Origin of the sequence: Enterococcus sp. FR204 (genome assembly GCF_031143325.1) — a bacterium.
GTDB lineage: Bacteria > Bacillota > Bacilli > Lactobacillales > Enterococcaceae > Enterococcus_B > Enterococcus_B faecium.
Genome location: NZ_JAKZIW010000013.1, coordinates 1 through 17,800 on the forward strand (window position 1 = coordinate 1; position 17,800 = coordinate 17,800).

12 protein-coding genes are annotated in these 17,800 nt (G+C 37.6%); 3 read left to right on the forward strand and 9 right to left on the reverse strand.

The window, feature by feature from the left end; all coding sequences use genetic code 11:
• Window positions 1-71: 71 nt before the first annotated feature.
• From pepF to spxA, 4 genes are all read right to left on the reverse strand, one after another.
• Window positions 72-1,880: an oligoendopeptidase F gene (gene pepF, locus RG571_RS05000; RefSeq protein WP_002327288.1), complete on the reverse strand. Its 1,809-nt coding sequence runs from the start codon at window positions 1,878-1,880 to the stop codon at window positions 72-74.
• Window positions 1,881-2,055: 175 nt separating this feature from the next.
• Window positions 2,056-3,054, reverse strand: coding sequence for a competence protein CoiA (locus tag RG571_RS05005; protein WP_258430675.1), 999 nt, complete (start codon window positions 3,052-3,054; stop codon window positions 2,056-2,058).
• 226 nt (window positions 3,055-3,280) lie between these two features.
• A complete protein-coding gene (locus RG571_RS05010) occupies window positions 3,281-3,934 on the reverse strand; it encodes an adaptor protein MecA (RefSeq protein WP_308947780.1) in 654 nt (217 codons plus the stop codon).
• A 331-nt stretch (window positions 3,935-4,265) separates the two neighbouring features.
• Complete coding sequence (spxA, locus tag RG571_RS05015) at window positions 4,266-4,664, reverse strand: transcriptional regulator SpxA (RefSeq protein ID WP_002296384.1); 399 nt, start codon at window positions 4,662-4,664, stop codon at window positions 4,266-4,268.
• A 764-nt stretch (window positions 4,665-5,428) separates the two neighbouring features.
• Between spxA and RG571_RS05020 the strand changes: the two genes are divergently transcribed.
• Window positions 5,429-6,136 (forward strand): HAD family hydrolase, encoded by a 708-nt coding sequence (locus tag RG571_RS05020; RefSeq protein WP_002294563.1) that lies wholly within the window; start codon window positions 5,429-5,431, stop codon window positions 6,134-6,136.
• Window positions 6,137-6,281: 145 nt separating this feature from the next.
• On the opposite strand, the gene RG571_RS05025 is transcribed toward RG571_RS05020, so the two are convergent.
• The 4 genes from RG571_RS05025 to RG571_RS05040 all read right to left on the reverse strand — a co-directional run bounded on the left by RG571_RS05025 (window position 6,282) and on the right by RG571_RS05040 (window position 14,566).
• Entirely contained in the window at window positions 6,282-9,476 is a 3,195-nt protein-coding gene (locus RG571_RS05025) for a DEAD/DEAH box helicase (RefSeq protein WP_002318538.1), read from the reverse strand.
• A gap of 18 nt (window positions 9,477-9,494) precedes the next feature.
• Window positions 9,495-12,623 carry an AAA family ATPase gene (locus RG571_RS05030; RefSeq protein WP_131774253.1) on the reverse strand — a complete coding sequence of 1,043 codons (3,129 nt, stop codon included), beginning with the start codon at window positions 12,621-12,623 and terminating at the stop codon, window positions 9,495-9,497.
• Window positions 12,624-12,629: 6 nt separating this feature from the next.
• Window positions 12,630-13,751: an exonuclease SbcCD subunit D gene (locus RG571_RS05035; RefSeq protein WP_131774252.1), complete on the reverse strand. Its 1,122-nt coding sequence runs from the start codon at window positions 13,749-13,751 to the stop codon at window positions 12,630-12,632.
• A 191-nt stretch (window positions 13,752-13,942) separates the two neighbouring features.
• Entirely contained in the window at window positions 13,943-14,566 is a 624-nt protein-coding gene (locus RG571_RS05040) for a 1-acyl-sn-glycerol-3-phosphate acyltransferase (RefSeq protein ID WP_002318535.1), read from the reverse strand.
• Window positions 14,567-14,694: 128 nt separating this feature from the next.
• Here RG571_RS05040 and RG571_RS05045 point away from each other — a divergent pair, with 128 nt between their 5' ends.
• A complete protein-coding gene (locus RG571_RS05045; RefSeq protein WP_002299374.1) occupies window positions 14,695-15,429 on the forward strand; it encodes a tRNA1(Val) (adenine(37)-N6)-methyltransferase in 735 nt (244 codons plus the stop codon).
• Window positions 15,419-15,703: a GIY-YIG nuclease family protein gene (locus RG571_RS05050; protein WP_002304776.1), complete on the forward strand. Its 285-nt coding sequence runs from the start codon at window positions 15,419-15,421 to the stop codon at window positions 15,701-15,703. The genes RG571_RS05045 and RG571_RS05050 overlap by 11 nt, the downstream gene beginning before the upstream one ends.
• A gap of 74 nt (window positions 15,704-15,777) precedes the next feature.
• Here the strand turns inward: RG571_RS05050 and RG571_RS05055 are convergent, their stop codons facing one another.
• Entirely contained in the window at window positions 15,778-17,661 is a 1,884-nt protein-coding gene (locus RG571_RS05055; RefSeq protein ID WP_002301277.1) for an acyltransferase family protein, read from the reverse strand.
• Window positions 17,662-17,800 lie beyond the last annotated feature (139 nt).

Genomic DNA, 17,800 nt, shown 5'->3' on the forward strand with positions numbered 1-17,800 from the left:
CGTCGACTCCCTTACAAGAGAGCCGACGTATTTTTTTCGTTTCTATTCGAGAAAATCAAAAATAGAAAGCCTTATAAACGATCGATCAATTCTTCTAATTCATTTAGACGTTGTTCAAACATCGACATTGCATCTTCGATATATGCAGCCTGTGTCATATCAACTCCTGCTTTTTTCATTACTTCCACAGGATAATCGCTGTTACCTGCTTTTAGGTAAGCCAAGTAGTTCTCTAGTGCCTCTGGTTCCTGGTTTAGTATTTTCTTCGCCAGTGCTGAAGCAGCAGAAAAGCCAGTCGAGTATTGGAAAACATAGTAATTATAATAAAAATGCGGTATCCGTGACCATTCGAATTTAATTTCTGGGTCTTCTTCGACTGCTGGACCATAATATTTTGTATTCAATTTACCATAACTATCACTTAGGTATTCACTAGTCAATGGCACACCTTTTTCATCTTCCGTATGCATGAAATGCTCGAATTCAGCGAATTGTGTCTGGCGGAAAACTGTTCCTTTAAACCCATCCAAGTAATGGTTGAGTACATAAGCCCGTACACGAGGGTCTTTTTCTGTTTCCAATAAATACTCCGTTAGGATATTTTCATTCGTTGTCGAAGCAATTTCTGCTAAAAAGATGGAGTAGTCGCCGTACACATAAGGCTGGTTCGAACGAGTGAAATAACTATGAACACTATGTCCCATTTCGTGGACAAGCGTAAATAGCTGATCCAGCGTATCATGCCAATTCAATAAAATATATGGATTTGTGTCATAGCTTCCCGAAGAATAAGCACCGCTTCGTTTCCCTTTATTTTCGACAACATCGATCCAACGTTCAGAGAATGCTTTTTCTACGATGGCCATGTATTCTTCACCCATTGGTTTCAGTGCTTCTAAAGCTTTTTCTTTTGCTTCTTCGTACGTAAAGGTAATTGGAGCTTCCCCTAAGACCGGTGTATAAAGATCATACATGTGCAGTTTTTCCACTTCTAATAAACGTTTCCGTAATTCCATGTATCGATGTAACAAAGGCAAATGCTTGTTTACCACGTCTACCAAAGTATCGTATACACTTTCAGGAATATGATTATTGCTCAAAGACGCTTCTCTGGCAGAGCTGTAATTACGGACTTTCGCTTTAAAATTATGTCCTTTTATATGTGTGCCTAAAGTAGAAGCAAATGTATTTCTAAATTGTTCGTAAACACTGTACAATCCCTTAAATGCTGCTTCGCGTACCCTTCGATCCGTGCTTTCTAGCAACTGACCATACACGCCATGAGATAATTGGACTATTTCACCATTTTCTCCTTCAATCGTTGGAAAAACTAGATCTGCATTATTCAAAACAGCAAATGTATCACTTGAAGCATCAAAGATTTCACCTGCTCCAGCAAGAAGAGATTCCTGCTCAGCAGATAAGACATGGGCTCGATTATCTACTATTTGCTGGATATAATGGCGATAGACTTCCAATTTTGGTTCTTCTTTGAAATATTGCCAAATCTGGTCATCTGACAATTGCAATATTTCTGGTTCAAACCAGGAAACGGCTTCACTAACTTTCGAAAACAGACTGCTTGCTCTTGCATAAAGCGCTTGGTAATCTGTATTTCCAGTGTCTTGATCGTTTTTAAGGTGCGCATATACATAAATGACTTCAGTTTGGCGATAAACCCTCAATACGAATTCAATCGCATTTAAAAATTGAGAAGCGCCTTGATCAAGTGTTCCTTTGTGTTTTTCAGATTGTTTTAACTCTTCTGATAATTCCAAATATTTCTCATCAAACTCTTGGTCGCTTGAAAAGATCTTGGTCAAGTCCCAAGTTAAATTTCCAGGCAATTCTTCTCGTTTTGGCAACTGCTTTACTTCCATGAAATCCACTCCTTTTCTTCCCTTAGCTCTATCTATCAAAATAGATCATAGTCTAACATCCACATGTCACAGCATCTAACTTTTCTACTCATTCATGTGTCTGCTTCCATCAATTTTAGCATAACTAAATCTTGTTTTACATAGAAAACCGATTCCTAGCCTATTTTTATACTTACTATTTTTTCAAAGAAGACAAATGTATGCATTCGTTAAAAAACTGCTGATAGACCATCTCTTCATCAATCATAGGAAAAAGCCATTCCCTTTTATGTTCTTTTATTTGGCAAAGCCATGAGTTGAAATCAGGAACTTTCTGGTTTTCCAAGGCTTCTTCGTACAACATTCGATAAAGAAAAACCTGTTCTTGTAAATAAAAGAAAAACCGACTTTTTTGATAGATCCACGATGATAGATGCAAAAGATGTTTATGACGCAAGTAGCATTGTTCTTTTATGGATACTGTATTCTTTTGCTTGTGAATAAGTTGGCGTGTCAGCCATTTCTTCCCATCTTCACTCACTTTTTCTATTTTTTTCATTTGGTTCATTTTAATTTCGTTACTAGTGAATATTTCTTTAAGGTCCCTACTAGAAAAAGTCCAGCAGCTACTGCAAAAGGAAATATGCCCTGATACAGTCTCTGTAATATGATGATACAAATAAAGCTTTTGTTTCTTGAGATCAGCTTTCCAGCAATGCACTCTTCTTTTTCTATTATAGTAGCAGCAACTTTTTTCTATCAATGAGAATTGCGATTGTCCAAGAAAAGAATTACCAAGTATCCACCATACTTGGTAACTGTTATTCAAATAATTTTGGGTTCTTTCAATAAATCTCTGGTGAGACAGTCTAGAACATTGGATTTCTATTGCTAGATTCGCCAACAAAATATCAGGCCTTTGCCGCAACCTCGGCAAATAGGCTTCCAAAAATACTGGTTCTACTGACTGTCCCAGCCAATCCATGAAGCATTCCTTTAACTGTAAGTGCTCTTTTGATTCTCTTTCACTAAAGACCGAACAGTTATCTGATTTTTGATGGGCAAAATGAGCACATTTTTTCTTTCCCTTTTTCAAAATCACTCTTTTTCGACAGCCACGACAATAATATTTCTTTCCTTTTTCTGCATGTTTAGCAAAACAGCACTTATTATATTCATTCATTGCAAGCAGCATTTTTCTCCCTCTGAACTTATTTACGTCTAAGAATTTATTTACACGAAAAAAGAGGGCGTGAAAAAGCTATTCTGCATCAAGTAATAAGAACAGCTAAACAAAAATAGTTCCCACTATTTTTCGTTTGGTTGGGCTTGTTACCGCAGATGCAAGCTTTTGAACACTATTTATACGAAAAAAAGACTGCGACACAATTTTTGTCACAGTCTCTTACTATAATGCTGATTTATACAAAATAAAATTTCGTTCGCTCGATAGCATTACGCGCCATCAGACATTTTCCATATTCATTCAATGTTTCTGGTGTACGATCGCTCTTTTCAGCAAACTCCAAAATTCGAGCAATCTGATTCTCTACATCCGCTTGGTTGAGATTTTCCATCCAGAAGTGAACGACTAGGTAATAGCGCTCTTCGAATAAATACAAATCAGTCCAAGCAGACTCTAGTTCGACATCTGTTGCAAGTTGGATCACTTGTTCAAAATCTTCAAAAGCAAAAGTTGCTTGTCTTTCCTGTTCTTCTAGGGCGCTTCCAGATAATTCTTCCTCCGGATCGCTACCAATAATCTGCTGACGAAGAAAGTCACTCACATCTTCTGAATCAACAGTAGAATCTTCTGATTGAGAAATTTCTTCATCCGGAAGATTTTTACTGATAAACAGTTCTAATCCGTCTCCTTTTGGCAAAACTTGGAAAGTGACAGCTTCGCTTCCTCGGAACTCCTCTTCGATATCAACTTCTTCCAAAATACTATAAAAGAAATTTTCGATTTCTTTGTGATTGCCAAGTAAATCCAAAAATGAAACGCCCCGTTCCTCTAAATCTTCATGACCAATTAGTACACGGATCGTATTTTCATTAATATGTTTCATTTCCATTTTGCTACACCTCACTTTGCCACAATGTTTAATATAGATTCATTGTAGCGAAATCAGCTTAAATGTAAAGAAAAAAAATCTCGCTGTTAAGTGAATTTAATAAAACCAGCGGATTTTTCAACCTTTCAAGCTATCTTATTTAACTATAACATTTTTGGCAGACGAATACTATATAGCCGACTTTTCAGCTAATTTTTCCTCTCTATTTTTCGTGCAATCATCATCTTCTACTACCTTTTTATACATCTAATCAAGAATACTTTTTGTAAAAACAAAAAAACTTGGAAAAACTATCTTTGTAATAGTCTTTTCCAAGTTTCGTATTATCCTTCTATAATCCAGCCATCAATTGTGCTTGACGTAATTCTAATTGTCGTACATCGCGCGGTAGGAACCGACGAATTTCATCTTCATTAAAACCAACTTGCAGACGTTTATCATCAATCATGATTGGACGGCGAAGCAATCCAGGATTGTTTTGCACAAGTTCCAATAATTCTTGTAACGGCAGATCATCTAAATCCATGTTCAGTTTTTGGAATACTTTGGAACGTGTCGAGATGATTTCTTCTGTTCCGTCTTCTGTCATTTGTAAAATCGCTTTTAATTCAGAACTGTTCAATGGTTCTGAAAAAATATTACGTTCAACAAATGGAATCTGATGTTCTTGCAACCACGCACGAGCCTTTCTGCAGGAAGTACAACTTGGGGAAGTATATAATGTTAACAACGTGCACCACTCCTTTTCGTGATAAGAATCACTTTTTTGTAACAGAAGATCATAATAATCTCCCATCTGTTTCTATTATACATAATCAACTTTTAAATAGCTACCTTTTTTTCATAATTTTTTTAAAAAAATGAAAGTTATCTAAGGTTAATATACAGTAAAACCAGCATTCTCGCTTTTTTTATCATTTAAAAATTAGAGTTTTCAAATCTAATTCAAATTTTCTAAACATATGAAACAGCGCATAAAACTGTACTATTATTTTATCTCAAAAGCTAAATGAAACCGATTTCTTAAGATTTTTTATGTTTTTTATTTCTTTAATAGTAATGTTTTCTGTCATTTTAAATAATACTGTTCTTTATTATAACGCTTATTTTCTCTGTTATATAAGCGTAGTATTTTAAAGCAATTATTACTAAATAAAATTTACTATAAACAAATAAATCAAATAACGTTATTTTATGTTTGAATAGTTATATTGAGACTGTATTAAAAAAATAAATCTTTCGAAAATTCCACAGAGATTGCATTAAAATAAATCAATCGACTTCTACCATAATGATTAATTTGTTCATCAAACTTATTGACGTGTTTCACGATTTTTAGTGAAAAAAACTGAAATATAAAAACCTTATTCTGTCAAGGAAATAGAAATATAGTAAGAAAAACCTTTATTTATCAGCTTTTTTAGACAATTTTTTCTGTTACAATAGTCAAGGATTTGTGAAAAAATCAATGAAAACCGAAAGGCGTGTAAAATTTTGATTAAATCAGTTGTGTTTGATGTTGATGATACGATGTATGATCAGCAGCAGCCATTTCGAAACGCGGTCAAAAGAGTCGTTCCGCTTGTTTCAGATGCAGATATGCATCCACTATATATCCGGTTCCGCCATCATAGTGATGAAAACTTCCCAAAAGTAATGGCAGGAGATTGGACACTAGAATATATGCGAGCACATCGGATCAGCCAATCACTAAAAGATTTAGACTACCCTCATATTACGGAAGAAGATGGCCTCTTATTTCAAAAAATTTACGAGGAAGAACTTGATAATATCTGCTTGCATGAGGAGGTCAAAAAAACCCTCGATTTCTTGAAGGAAAAGAATGTCCCATTAGGAATTATCACAAATGGGCCGACTGACCATCAGACAAAAAAACTGAAGCAACTTCAATTGAACAATTGGATTCCTTCCCGCAATATGCTCATTTCTCAAGCAACAGGTTTCCAAAAACCAGAAAAAGAGATTTTTCAGCTGGCTGAGAAAGAATTTCATATGCTTCCAGAAGAGACCTTATACGTTGGCGATAATTACGACAATGATGTTCTAGGTGCAAAAAGTGCTAACTGGCAAGCGCTTTGGTTCAACCATCGAGAACGCAAAATTGAACAGACTCCAATTTGCGATATCGAGATTTCTTCTTTTGATCAGCTGTTAGAGACAATGAAGACAATCTTTGTATAACCTTTAAAAATAGAAATAAAAAAATGATAGCAAGGAAGCTGGGATAAAATGGAATCCCAGCCTCCTTGCTATTTTTTAAATCAAATAAACAATCGCTTCTTTAGAAAGACTTTCTTACCCATTACTGAACGCTTTTTCGAGTCTCTTACTCCTCGATTTCTCCTACACTTAAAATCATGCGGATGTCTTCTTCAGTCAGTTTCGTCAACTGTTCTTCATTACCTTGGATCACTTTTTGGAACAGTTCGCGTTTTTCTTGCTGGAGTGAATCCATGCGTTCCTCAATCGTTCCTTCAGAGATCATACGCCACACCTCTACCACATTTTTTTGTCCGATCCGATGTGCACGTCCAGCAGCTTGTTCTTCAATGGCAGGATTCCACCAAAGGTCATACAAGATGACCGTATCTGCTCCCGTGAGATTCAATCCAGTTCCCCCAGCCTTTAAGGAAATCAGAAAAACATCTTTTTCGCCAGCATTAAATGCGTCTACCATACTTAACCGATCTTGTGGTTTCGTACTGCCTCTTAAATAAAATGTCGAGATCCCTAGCTCGGCTAACTCTTCTTGCAAGATAGTCAGCATCCCTGTAAATTGAGAAAACAGCAAAACTCTTCGTTTGTTCTCTTTGGCAGCTACCAGTAGATCTTTTACTTGTTCGAGCTTGCCGGAACCGCCTTGGTAATCTTCAATAAACAGACGAGGATCGCAGCAAATTTGTCGCAGTCTTGTCAGACCAGCAAGTATCCCGATCCGGTTTTTCTTGAATGCTTCAGAATCCATTGATGTGATTTCTTCACGCATTTGACGCAAGTAAGCTAAATAAACAGTTTTTTGTTCTTCTGTAAGTGCAGAATATAGATTCATCTCTGTTTTTTCCGGCAAGTCTTTCAACACAGTTTGTTTATCTCGCCGTAAAATAAACGGTCGAATCATTTGCGCAATTTCTTCTGCGGCAAGTTCCCTGAATTTTGTTTTAGTCGGGAAAAATCCTGGCATAATCGTTGCAAACAATGACCACAATTCTTCTAAATTATTCTCGATTGGTGTCCCACTCAGTGCAAACCGCTGAGGTACAGCTAATTCTCTCAATGCTTGTGCAGTTTTCGTACTGCTATTTTTGACCATTTGTGCCTCATCAAGAATCAAATAATCAATTTTTTGCGACTGATAATTAGCTAGATCTTGTCTTAAGCTGGCATAAGAAGTCACTCGGATATCTGTGTCTTTAGCCAGTAATTCTTCACGTTCTTTTTTATTCCCATTGATTACTTGGATACTCAAAGAAGGGGCGAATTTTCTCACCTCTGCCTGCCAGTTGTAAATTAAGCTCGCAGGCGCTACGATCAAAGCAGAGAAGCTTTTCCGTTCTTCTTTTTCCGAAAGTAAAAAGGCAATTGTCTGTAGTGTTTTCCCAAGTCCCATTTCATCGGCTAAAATACCGCCAAACTGATAATGACCTAACATCTTCAACCATCGAAAACCTTGCTTTTGATAATCTCTCATCGTTGCATTTAATCCTTTGGGAAGCTGCGCCTGGTATCTTTCTGGATGAATGAGATCTTGTACCATCGTTTGGAACGATTCACTAAAAGTAGCATTGCTTTTTTCCAATTGATTTTGAATGATCAATCCTTGATTTTTAGGTACATGGATCGTTCTTTCTTCTGTACGTATCGATTCCCGTAATTGTTGCAACACTTGGCTTGTTTGTTGAAATTCTTCTGAATCAAAAGAAAGAACCTGACCATTTTCTAATGTATAAAAAGCATCATTTCTCAGCAAGCTTTGCAGGACATGATCGATTTCTTGCTCCTCTATCCCTGTCACATCGAATCGAATATCGAGCCATGAACCGGTCTCGGTTACTTCGATTTTCGGTTGATGTTTATGCGCATCTAAATACAACTCTCGCAATTTTCTTCCAAGTCTGACTTCACCAAACTGACGGAAGACAGATAGTTCTGTGCGGAAAAAGGCATATAGTTCTTCCCCGCTTGGCAATGGACGTTCATAACCAGTTTCATTTTTCTGGTAGCGATACATTCTGAATAGATCAAGTACTCGTTTCTCTTCTACTGTGTCACGTAACACCTGAAAAGCCTGTTCTGTCGAGACCTCATGCTTCGGGTCAGTCGAATAGATGACTTCGCCATAGACGAAATCGACTCGAGCTTGGATTTTTCCTTTTGCTTTTCGGAAAAAGAAAATAAATTCGACGGGGATATCTGCTACTTCCTCTTCTACTGCAGGGGCAATAGCTACGTTGCCGATCTCTGAAAGCAGAGGGATAATCTCTTTAAACAAAGACGGTAATTCTTTTTTCTTGAACACTACTTCTGGTTTCTCCAATCGGCGAATCAATTGTTTCCAAGTTTGATAAACCGTTTGTTGATATTTCGTCAGAGAATAAAATGTCCCTTGGATAACTCCCCACTGATAATGCATAAAGAAAAAATCAAAATCATTCAATGCTTGCAGCAAATAATCTTCTCCAAATTTTTCCACTTTGAATGATAAAGGTTTGTTTTGATCGGAAAATTGTATTCCTTGATCGTTTTGTTCATTTATCTGCAGATGCAAACGTGTAGTCTGATTCATCTGCTCTAACAGGAAGCGGGCTTGTTCTACTGGGAGAAGCAGATATCTTTTATCTAGTTTTCCTTTGACTTGTAAGCCGTTCGTACCTAATAATTGATGCGTCTGAGCACTTCCTGCAAGATGCGTGAGTATTTTTTGATCTTCTTTTTGAAACGCCCGTTTATCTAGACGAAACTGGTACTGTTTATTAACAGTGTAAGTTTCTTTTTCTGCGTAAGCTTGTAAAAAATCATAGATGTTTTTTACGATATATGTTTTTTTCGGTGATGCCAATGAACCGATACGCAAGTAAAGTGCCAAAATAGAAAGCTCTGGGTGATACTGATTAGTCTCAATCGTTTCTACTTGGTATTCAATAATCAAAGGTTGCACCGCTTGAGGATTGTTTTGTGTTTTTAGACGAGAAAAACCTTTTGCAATGATTTCTCCCTCACTTGTTGCTTTTACCGGTTCTAGCATTGGCTGGTCTTTTTTCATGATACGAGATAGATTTTTCGACCGTAAATAAAGTTCCACAGCAACTGTATGCTTACAATATTTATGTTCCTCCCAATAGGGACATTGGCAGTAATCTATCTCTTTTGCTGTACCATCCAAATCAACCATATACAATTCACTGCCCAAGACTTCTGCATGCCACACGTTTTCTTCTTGGTCAGGGACAACCGATAACACTCGGCCTTCTTGCAAGTATTGACGTCCACGTGCAATGACTTTTTCTGGAATACTCCATTTCATAGTTACCAATCTCCCTTTTTATCCAAGTTGATAGCGTATTTTGCTTTGTCCGCTACCTTCTGTATCAATTCTTATTTGTTGTAATACTCGTTCTTTCAATTCTCTTACATGACTAATGATGCCGATCATTCTTCCTTCACTTTCGATCGTTTCTAAAGCTTCCATTGCCATTTCCAAAGCTTCTTCATCTAATGACCCAAATCCTTCATCAATAAACAATGCATCGATTGCTACACCACCAGCTTGTGTCTGGATCACATCGGCAAGAGCTAATGCTAAAGAAAGTGCTGCAATAAAACTCTCACCGCCAGACAGGGTATGCGCACTTCGAGACATACCTGCCTGATCATCATAGATATTGATTTCTAATCCGGTTTTCCCTCGATAACTGCCAATGGTATCCGCTAGCTCAAATTGATAACGATTTTTCGTTAAATGTTGGAGATGATCATTTGCTACTTGTAACACTTCTTGAAGATAAACCTGAAGCACATACCGTTCCAAACTAGTCTTCTTAGGATTTTCTCCGTTGAATGTTTGCGAAAGCTGCTGTAATTGCGTAAGCTCATCTAATTTCGTCTGGCTTGTGTGATAAATCGAAAGACATTCATCGTAGATTTTCTGATTACTAATTTTTTGTTCTTGTAAACCGTATATCTTTTCTTGCTTTATTTCGATCATACGTCTTATCTCTTCTAACTGTTGGCTGATCTCTTCTGTATCTGGGAATGTCTCAGTTAGCTGGATATTTTCTAATTGACGCAGCCGGTCAGCTGTCACTAATTGCTCTTCATGATAAGAAGTAACTGTACGTTGGTTTTCTTTATATTGTACTTGCTGTTGTGCAAATGCACAGATTTCTTCAATTGTTGAAAAATACGACTGGCTTTCTAACTTTTTAGCTATTCTTTCTTGTTCCTTTTCTATTTTTTCATCTATTTTTTCTATTTGTTCATGTTGAAGATCAAGCTGTGTCCGAAGCGTATGAAGATCTTGCAACAATTGCACTCCTGCTTTCTGCTCAACAGCTAGTTGATTCGAGTCTTTTTCTAACTGTTTTTCAAGTCGTCGTATCTCCTCTTCTAAACAGTTACTATCCGTATCTTGCAATTGTTGTTCTAAACTTTTGATTTCTCCTTGCAGTTGCTGGAGCTGATTATTTTTTTCTGTCTGCTGCTGTTTGTAGACAGCTAATTGTTGTTCGAGCTTTTCTGCTTGTTGTCTTATTTCTTTCAGCTCTATTCTTGTATTGGCCATCTTGCTTTTTCGTCTATCTAAAGATTGTTCGATTACTACAAGAGCTGTTTTTGTTTTTTGTTCTGTTATCTCAGGAAATGCCTTTTTCAAAGCCTGTTGCAAGTGTTCTTCTTGTTCAGCCAATTGTATATTCGTTGCCATGATTTTTTGTTCTAAATCTGATAATTGTTGTTGAAGATTATTTTCATGTGCTTCACTTTTGGCAATGATTTGCTGAGTTCTTTCTATAGCAGACTCAGCTTCTGCCAGTTGTTGCTCTACTTTTAAGATATCTTCCTTATTTGGCTGTTCGTGTTTTAATTGTTGTATGGGGTGTTCCGTTGATCCACAAACAAGACATGGCTCCCCTGGACGCAAAAAAAGCTGAAGACGAGCAATTTGCTGCTTTGCCCATTGGCTTTTCAGCTGTTCTGCTTGTTCTGTCTGTTCTTTCAATAGCTGACTATTTTTTGTTATTTCTTCAGTTGCTTTTTTGAGTTCTTCTCTTATCTGTGCGAGCGACCCAGTGTCTTTTGCTTTTTGTTTTTCTATTTCTTGCTGCTTTTCATCTAGATATTTTAACTGTCCAAAAGCAAGACGATCTTCTTGCAGTTTTTCCTGATCCAGTAAATTTTCTTGAAGAATTCGAGTTCTTTCCTGATAGATAGCGAGATTTTGATACAGCTTCTCGGCATTCAATTCTTCTTTATCCAATGAAATTGTTAATTGTTCTGCGTCTTGTTTTTTACTACGTAAGGATTCGACAATTGGCACCATCATCTGTTTGTTTTGCAGTTTTTGAGCAGCTTCTTTGATTTTTGTTTGTCGGCGTACGCGGTTTGCTTCATTTTTTTGCCACTCTTCATAATTCTGCGTAGTCATCGCTAGTTTCTTTGTTTGCTCACTACTTTTTTGTGACAGTTCTATTTTTTCAGCTTTTATTTCTTGTAGGCGCTGGATTGGTTCGACTAATCGTTGCGTAAATTCATAATACCCAATCCATCGTTTCTTTTCCTCTATTTCGTCTTTTTGAGCAGCTAATTCCTTTTGCTTGTTTATTAATATCGTTTTTTCTTCATAACTTTTTTTCAAGCTTTCAAAACGATAGTAGGAATTTTCTAGTTGCTTTTGTTTTTCCTGAAGTTCCGTTAGAGCTTCTTTTTCTTCCGTGATTTGTTTTTCGAGTATTGCCTGATGGTTTGTCCATTGGGCTAAAACGGCTTCAAACCCTGCTGCTGGTTCCTCTTCTTTGACTAAAACAAACCTTTTTTGCAGAAGATGCAGCTCTTGCTCTAAATGATCCAATTTTTGTTGCTGTTGTTTTGCTTTTTCTTTTAATCGCTCATTGAACTGTTGGAAAAATTGAGTACCGAATAAATGACGTAAAACAGTCTCTTTATCACTGCTTGATGAAACCAAAAAATTACGGAATTCTCCTTGGGGTAGTAAAACGATTTGAGAAAACTGTTTCGCATCGAGATTCATCAGTTCTCTGATCAACTGATCTGCTTCTGTACGTTTTGTGATTTGTTTTATTTCTTTTCCTTTCCCATCAAAAATGGTCAACGTTACTTTGGCTGCCTGTTTTTTTGTTCCGTTTCCTTTTCGTTTTGCTAAAACTTGTTCTGGTTTTCGTTCGATTTCATAGCTCATCTGCTGATGTTCAAAAGAAAAAGTCACGCTTGTTTCTTCGTCTGGTGTAGCAAACAAAGAGCGCATCTCTTTTCCAGAGCGAAGTCTTCCGGAAGTTTCACCAAAAAGTGCGAAGGTGATCCCATCAAAAATCGTCGTTTTGCCAGCTCCTGTCTTCCCGCTGATCAAAAAAAGCGGTGCTTCTGTCAAACGTGAAAAATCTACGGTCTCATTGATAAAAGGACCAAAATTTTTAAGTTGTAATTTTTTCGGTTTCATTCTTGATCATTCCATTTCCATGATTTCTTGCAACGTTTCTCCGAGCCATTTTTCTTGGTTTGCAGTTAGCTGCTCTTCCGTCATTTCACTAAAAAATGCTTCTGCTAATTTTTGAGGATCTTTCATTTCTAGTACTTTTCGTTTGCGCTTTGTTTGTTCTGCTCGACCGTTTGCCCGTTCAATCCCCAAAATACGAGGATATATTTGCCGAAGCTGGTTCATCATATTCGGGATGATCGTTCTATCAGCGAGATAGATATAGATGTAATTCTCCCGATTGACGGACTGATAAAAGGCAGGATCCAGCAATTCTTTGAAACTCGCTGTTATTTCTTCAATGTCATGCAGGGGTTCGATCTCCCTAAAATTCAACTCCAGGCCTGTTGTCAGGTCAACGATCCATACGCCTTTTTTTTGGTTGATCTCAGATAAAGAGAATTTCAATGGGGAACCGCTATAGCGAGCATTATCCTGTCTCAAAGCAGCTTGATTATGCAAATGTCCTAGTGCTACATAATCAAACGGTGTAAGTAGTTCACCAGGGATTGAATCCAACCCGCCTACTTCGATTTTCGTTTCCGAATCAGATTTTACACTTCCCATTACAAAAAAATGGCTAATCAATACTTGTTTTTTTTCTGAATCAAATAGCTCCTGCATTTTATCTATCACCTTGGCTACCGCTTGCTTGATCGTTCGGATATTGTCATCTTCAAAATATAATCTCGCTGCAATTGGTTCAAAGTAAGGAAGAAAGAAAAATTGTACGTTTTTAAACTCGACTGGTTCAAATGCTTCTGCTAGCTGTGTTCGCAAAAAATAGTTCGAATAACTGAACCATGGCGTACCCGCTGAAAGTCTCGTACTGCTATCGTGATTTCCTGATATAGCAAAAATCGGGATCTTTTCCTTTAAATTCCAATCGACCATCAATTCATTGTATAATTCTACGGCATCAACAGCTGGGACACTCCTATCATATAAGTCTCCGGCAATCACGATTGCCTCTACTTTTTCTTCTTTCGCGATATCTAGTATAGAAGATAGTACATGACGCTGGTCTTCAATCAAGTCATAACCTTGTAGTTTTTTTCCGATATGCCAATCGGCTGTATGTAAAAAACGCATTCAATCACCTCAAAAAATGTCCTTCTAATTATTATAACACTTTGATCCATTACATGACACCTGTCTTCTATTTTACATATTGGAACGCAAAAAGAGGGCAGACTTGACGTCTCTCCCTCGTTTTCATTGAAAAAGTCTGAACTGAACAGGACAGTAGATTCAAAAGACCGCCCACGCATAAACTTATCATTTTATTTTTTTTTGACTTCATATTTGAAATCAGGGTTCACTTCTTTGTCCAATTTGTCAAAAGCTGCTTGTGTTCGTCGTTCGATCTCCGCCATACCTTCTTTATCCGTTTTCTTGATATCTGATAAGTCGATTGGTTCGCCGAAACGCACTGTCACTCTCTGACGCTTGAACAGATCCCCAAGTGTCAACGGACCTTGATATACAGCTGGCACGATTTTCGCTTTAGACATTCTGGAAATCAATGCCATTCCGCCTTTAAGTTCTGTAGCATGTCTTGTCCCACTGGGAAACATGATCAAACTCAAATTTGTCGATTTCAAAATCTTTACAGGTGTTTTAATGACGCTTGGTCCTGGTTTTTCTCTTTTAACTGGAAAAGCATTGGATCGAGTTAATATAAATCGCAGAACTGGATTTTTGAACAGTTCTTCTTTTGCCATAAAGCTGAATTCCTTGGGTGCTGCAGCTACCGCCAGATATAATGGGTCCCACCAAGTACGATGGGGAGCAACTAGTATGTAATTCTCATCTTGCGGTAAAACTTCTTTATTCTCATAGCGGGCATTTCCATTAACTAAGGCTAATAGTACTCGAACTACCCCGCGCATAAATCGATAAAACATAGTCTCTTCCTTTCCCTTCTTATGGTCATAGTATGCATAAAAAATAGAGGTTTGACAAGCCACCTTGGTTCTTTTTAATAAAAATAGTATAATACAGACGACTATTTTTTTCATTTTGGAGGGAATCCATGCTTCACGAAGACGAACGAATCGACCAATTATACGCAGAAGATATCAAGATTATCCAAAGTTCCAAAGTGTTTTCTTTTTCTTTAGATGCTGTGCTGCTTGCTCACTTTTCCCGTGTACCTAAAAAAGGGAAGATTGTTGACCTTTGTGCAGGAAATGGCGCAGTTGGACTTTTTTTAAGTAAACGAACCCAGGCGGCTATCGACGCTATCGAACTTCAACCTCGTCTAGCAGACATGGCAAGACGTAGTATCGCGCTTAACCATTTAAATGAACAAATGACCGTCCACACCATCGATCTGAAAGACAGCTTATCTGTCGTTCGGCATAATTCTTGTGACTTAGTCGTCTGTAATCCACCTTATTTCAAAGGGCTGCCAACAAATAAAACGAACCCTAATAAACACCTGGCAATCGCCCGTCATGAGATCCATACGACGTTAGAAGAAGTGATCGATATTTCAAGTAAGCTACTAAAAACAAATGGACGCTTTACTATGGTCCATCGTCCTGATCGGTTCTTAGAAATCATTCAGGTCATGCAAGACTATCGAATTGCACCTAAAAGGATCCAATTTGTTTACCCAAAACCTGGAAAAGAGGCAAATATTTTGTTAGTTGAAGGAATCAAAGAAGGCAAATTAGACGGATTCAAAGTCGCTCCACCATTGATCACTTACAATATGGATGGAGAATACACTGTAGAGATTCGTGAGATGCTCTATGGCAAATGAACATTATTTTTACGTGTTATTCTGTAAAGATCAGACATTTTATGGTGGATATACAACCGATCTTTCTAGACGATTAGAGGAACATAACAATGGTACTGGCGCTAAATATACTCGTCTTCAAAAAAGAAGACCTGTTAAGATGATCCATGCAGAAGTATTTTCTTCAAGAAGCGAAGCAACAAAAGCAGAAGCTGCATTCAAAAAACTCACCCGAAAACAAAAAGAACGTTATTTACAGACACACTCAACCGTTTTGCTTCCTGAATCTATATGAATGTTAAAAACACGATAAATATAAAAAAACTTCAGGCAAAAACAAATGTTTTTGCCTGAAGTTTTTTGTAGCTATCATTCTGTCACGTTTGTCTCACTGCTGTTCGTACTTGAACTTCCTCCTAGCAAGGCTTCGCTGACTAAGTGAATGTAATGTGTCATCCCTTCAGGATTTGGATGGACTTGATCATCATAAAACCAGTCACTATGGTCATTACTGTAGCTGTACCAATCAATCAGCGTCATATTGTCGTATTTTTTCGTCATCTGTTCAAGCATCGCATTCACGTCATTTTGCCAGCGCTTCGTCGGTACTCGGACATTGACCCAGTATACTTTTCGATCACCGATTGCATCCATCACACTATCAAACTGAGCTTCCGAGAATGAGCCATTCGTTCCTAGTCCAATCAGAACAGTGTCTTTCAACAAATCTTGCTCCTTTAATTTTTCAATGTACGGTACACTGGCATATAATTGTCGTCCGACATCTCCATCTACCACTACTTTTGGATAAAGTTCTTGTAGATCCGTTGCAGCATCCAACATAACTGAATCACCAAATGCCGTTAGTTCTAATTTTTGTGCCTTATTCCCTTGTGCCTTGGACAACTCGTACTTATCAAGGATCGCTTGGTCAACCGAACTAGTGGTGTTTTCTGAATTGTTTCTGGTTTCTTCTGCTAGTTTTTTACTTTCAGCGATTTTTGCCTGCAGTTGTTTTTGATCGGCTGTTACAGCGTTTTTCGGTGCCGTAACGAAACCAACGAGTGCAATTGCTACAAGTAATGTGCCTGGAACAACCCATGGTTTGCTCTTACTGATGATCGGTTTGCTGAACCATCCTTTCATCACTTGGAATGTACGACCATAATCAAAACGTGCTAGCGGACGCTCCACATATCGATAAGAAAGTTCACTGATGATTAGAATCAATGTGATTTCCACTAAAGTATGCAACAAAACGTGATCGGCAATATCAGTCACCTTTGCTTCATAAAAAATCATAACTGGAAACTGATACAGATAAATGCCATAGCTTCGTTTGCCAATCCAAGTAAATACTGGATTTGTCAGCCATCGATTCAAACTTGCTCCGGGGTGTGCTGTCACTGCAACTAGCACTACGCATAACAGACTCACTAGGAGCATTCCTCCGTAATAGATGAAATTGTAATGATCATCTAAAAAGAAGAAGCAAAGAATCAGTGCCAAAAGTGAGATTCCTCCAGCGATATTCAGAATATTTTTCGCTTGTTTCGGGATGTTTTTCTTTAAACGCGTACTTGGCCAAACAAACGCAAGCGCACTTCCCAACCATATAGAAAACAGACGAGTGTCGGTACCGTAATAAACACGGGTTGGATCGCCTCCTGGTGTATACAAGATCATCATCAAGATGGCGGAGAGGAAGGATGTACCTAACACAGTATAAAAGATCCATTTTCTTTTACGAACAAATACCATCAACAATACAAACAAGATCGGCCAAACCAAATAGTTTTGACCTTCTACTGCTAAAGACCAGATATGCGTAAACGGTGACTCATTAGCAAATCGATCGAAATAAGATAAACCGTTATTGATTTGCCACCAGTTGTTGACATACAGTAAGCTGCTGACCACAACTCCTCGAAGATTGTTTAACAGCCCTCGCTGAAACAAAGTGATATAAGCCGAAGCTGTCACAAGCATAAAAACAAGTGCCGGATAGAGTCTCTTCATTCTTCTGACATAAAATTGCCAAATATTGATTTTTCCATTTTGTTCCCATTCCTGCCGCAGCAGATCCGTGATCAAATAACCAGATACAACGAAAAAAATCGGAACGCCCAAATAGCCGCCTTTCATACTAGTTGGCAGAAGGTGATATAAGATAACACCCACCACAGCTAATGAACGGAGCCCATCAAACCCAGTGATGTAGCGGCTGTTTTTTAACCTTTTTTGTTTTTCCATTCAATATTCCAACTTTTCATAAACTTTTTTCATTCGTAATATACGGGTATTAAGTGAAAATAGCAAGTAGAATCGTGTCCTTTCTCTACTATTTTTTTCTATCATCCCATAAATTTAAAAAAATAAACATGCTTTTTTT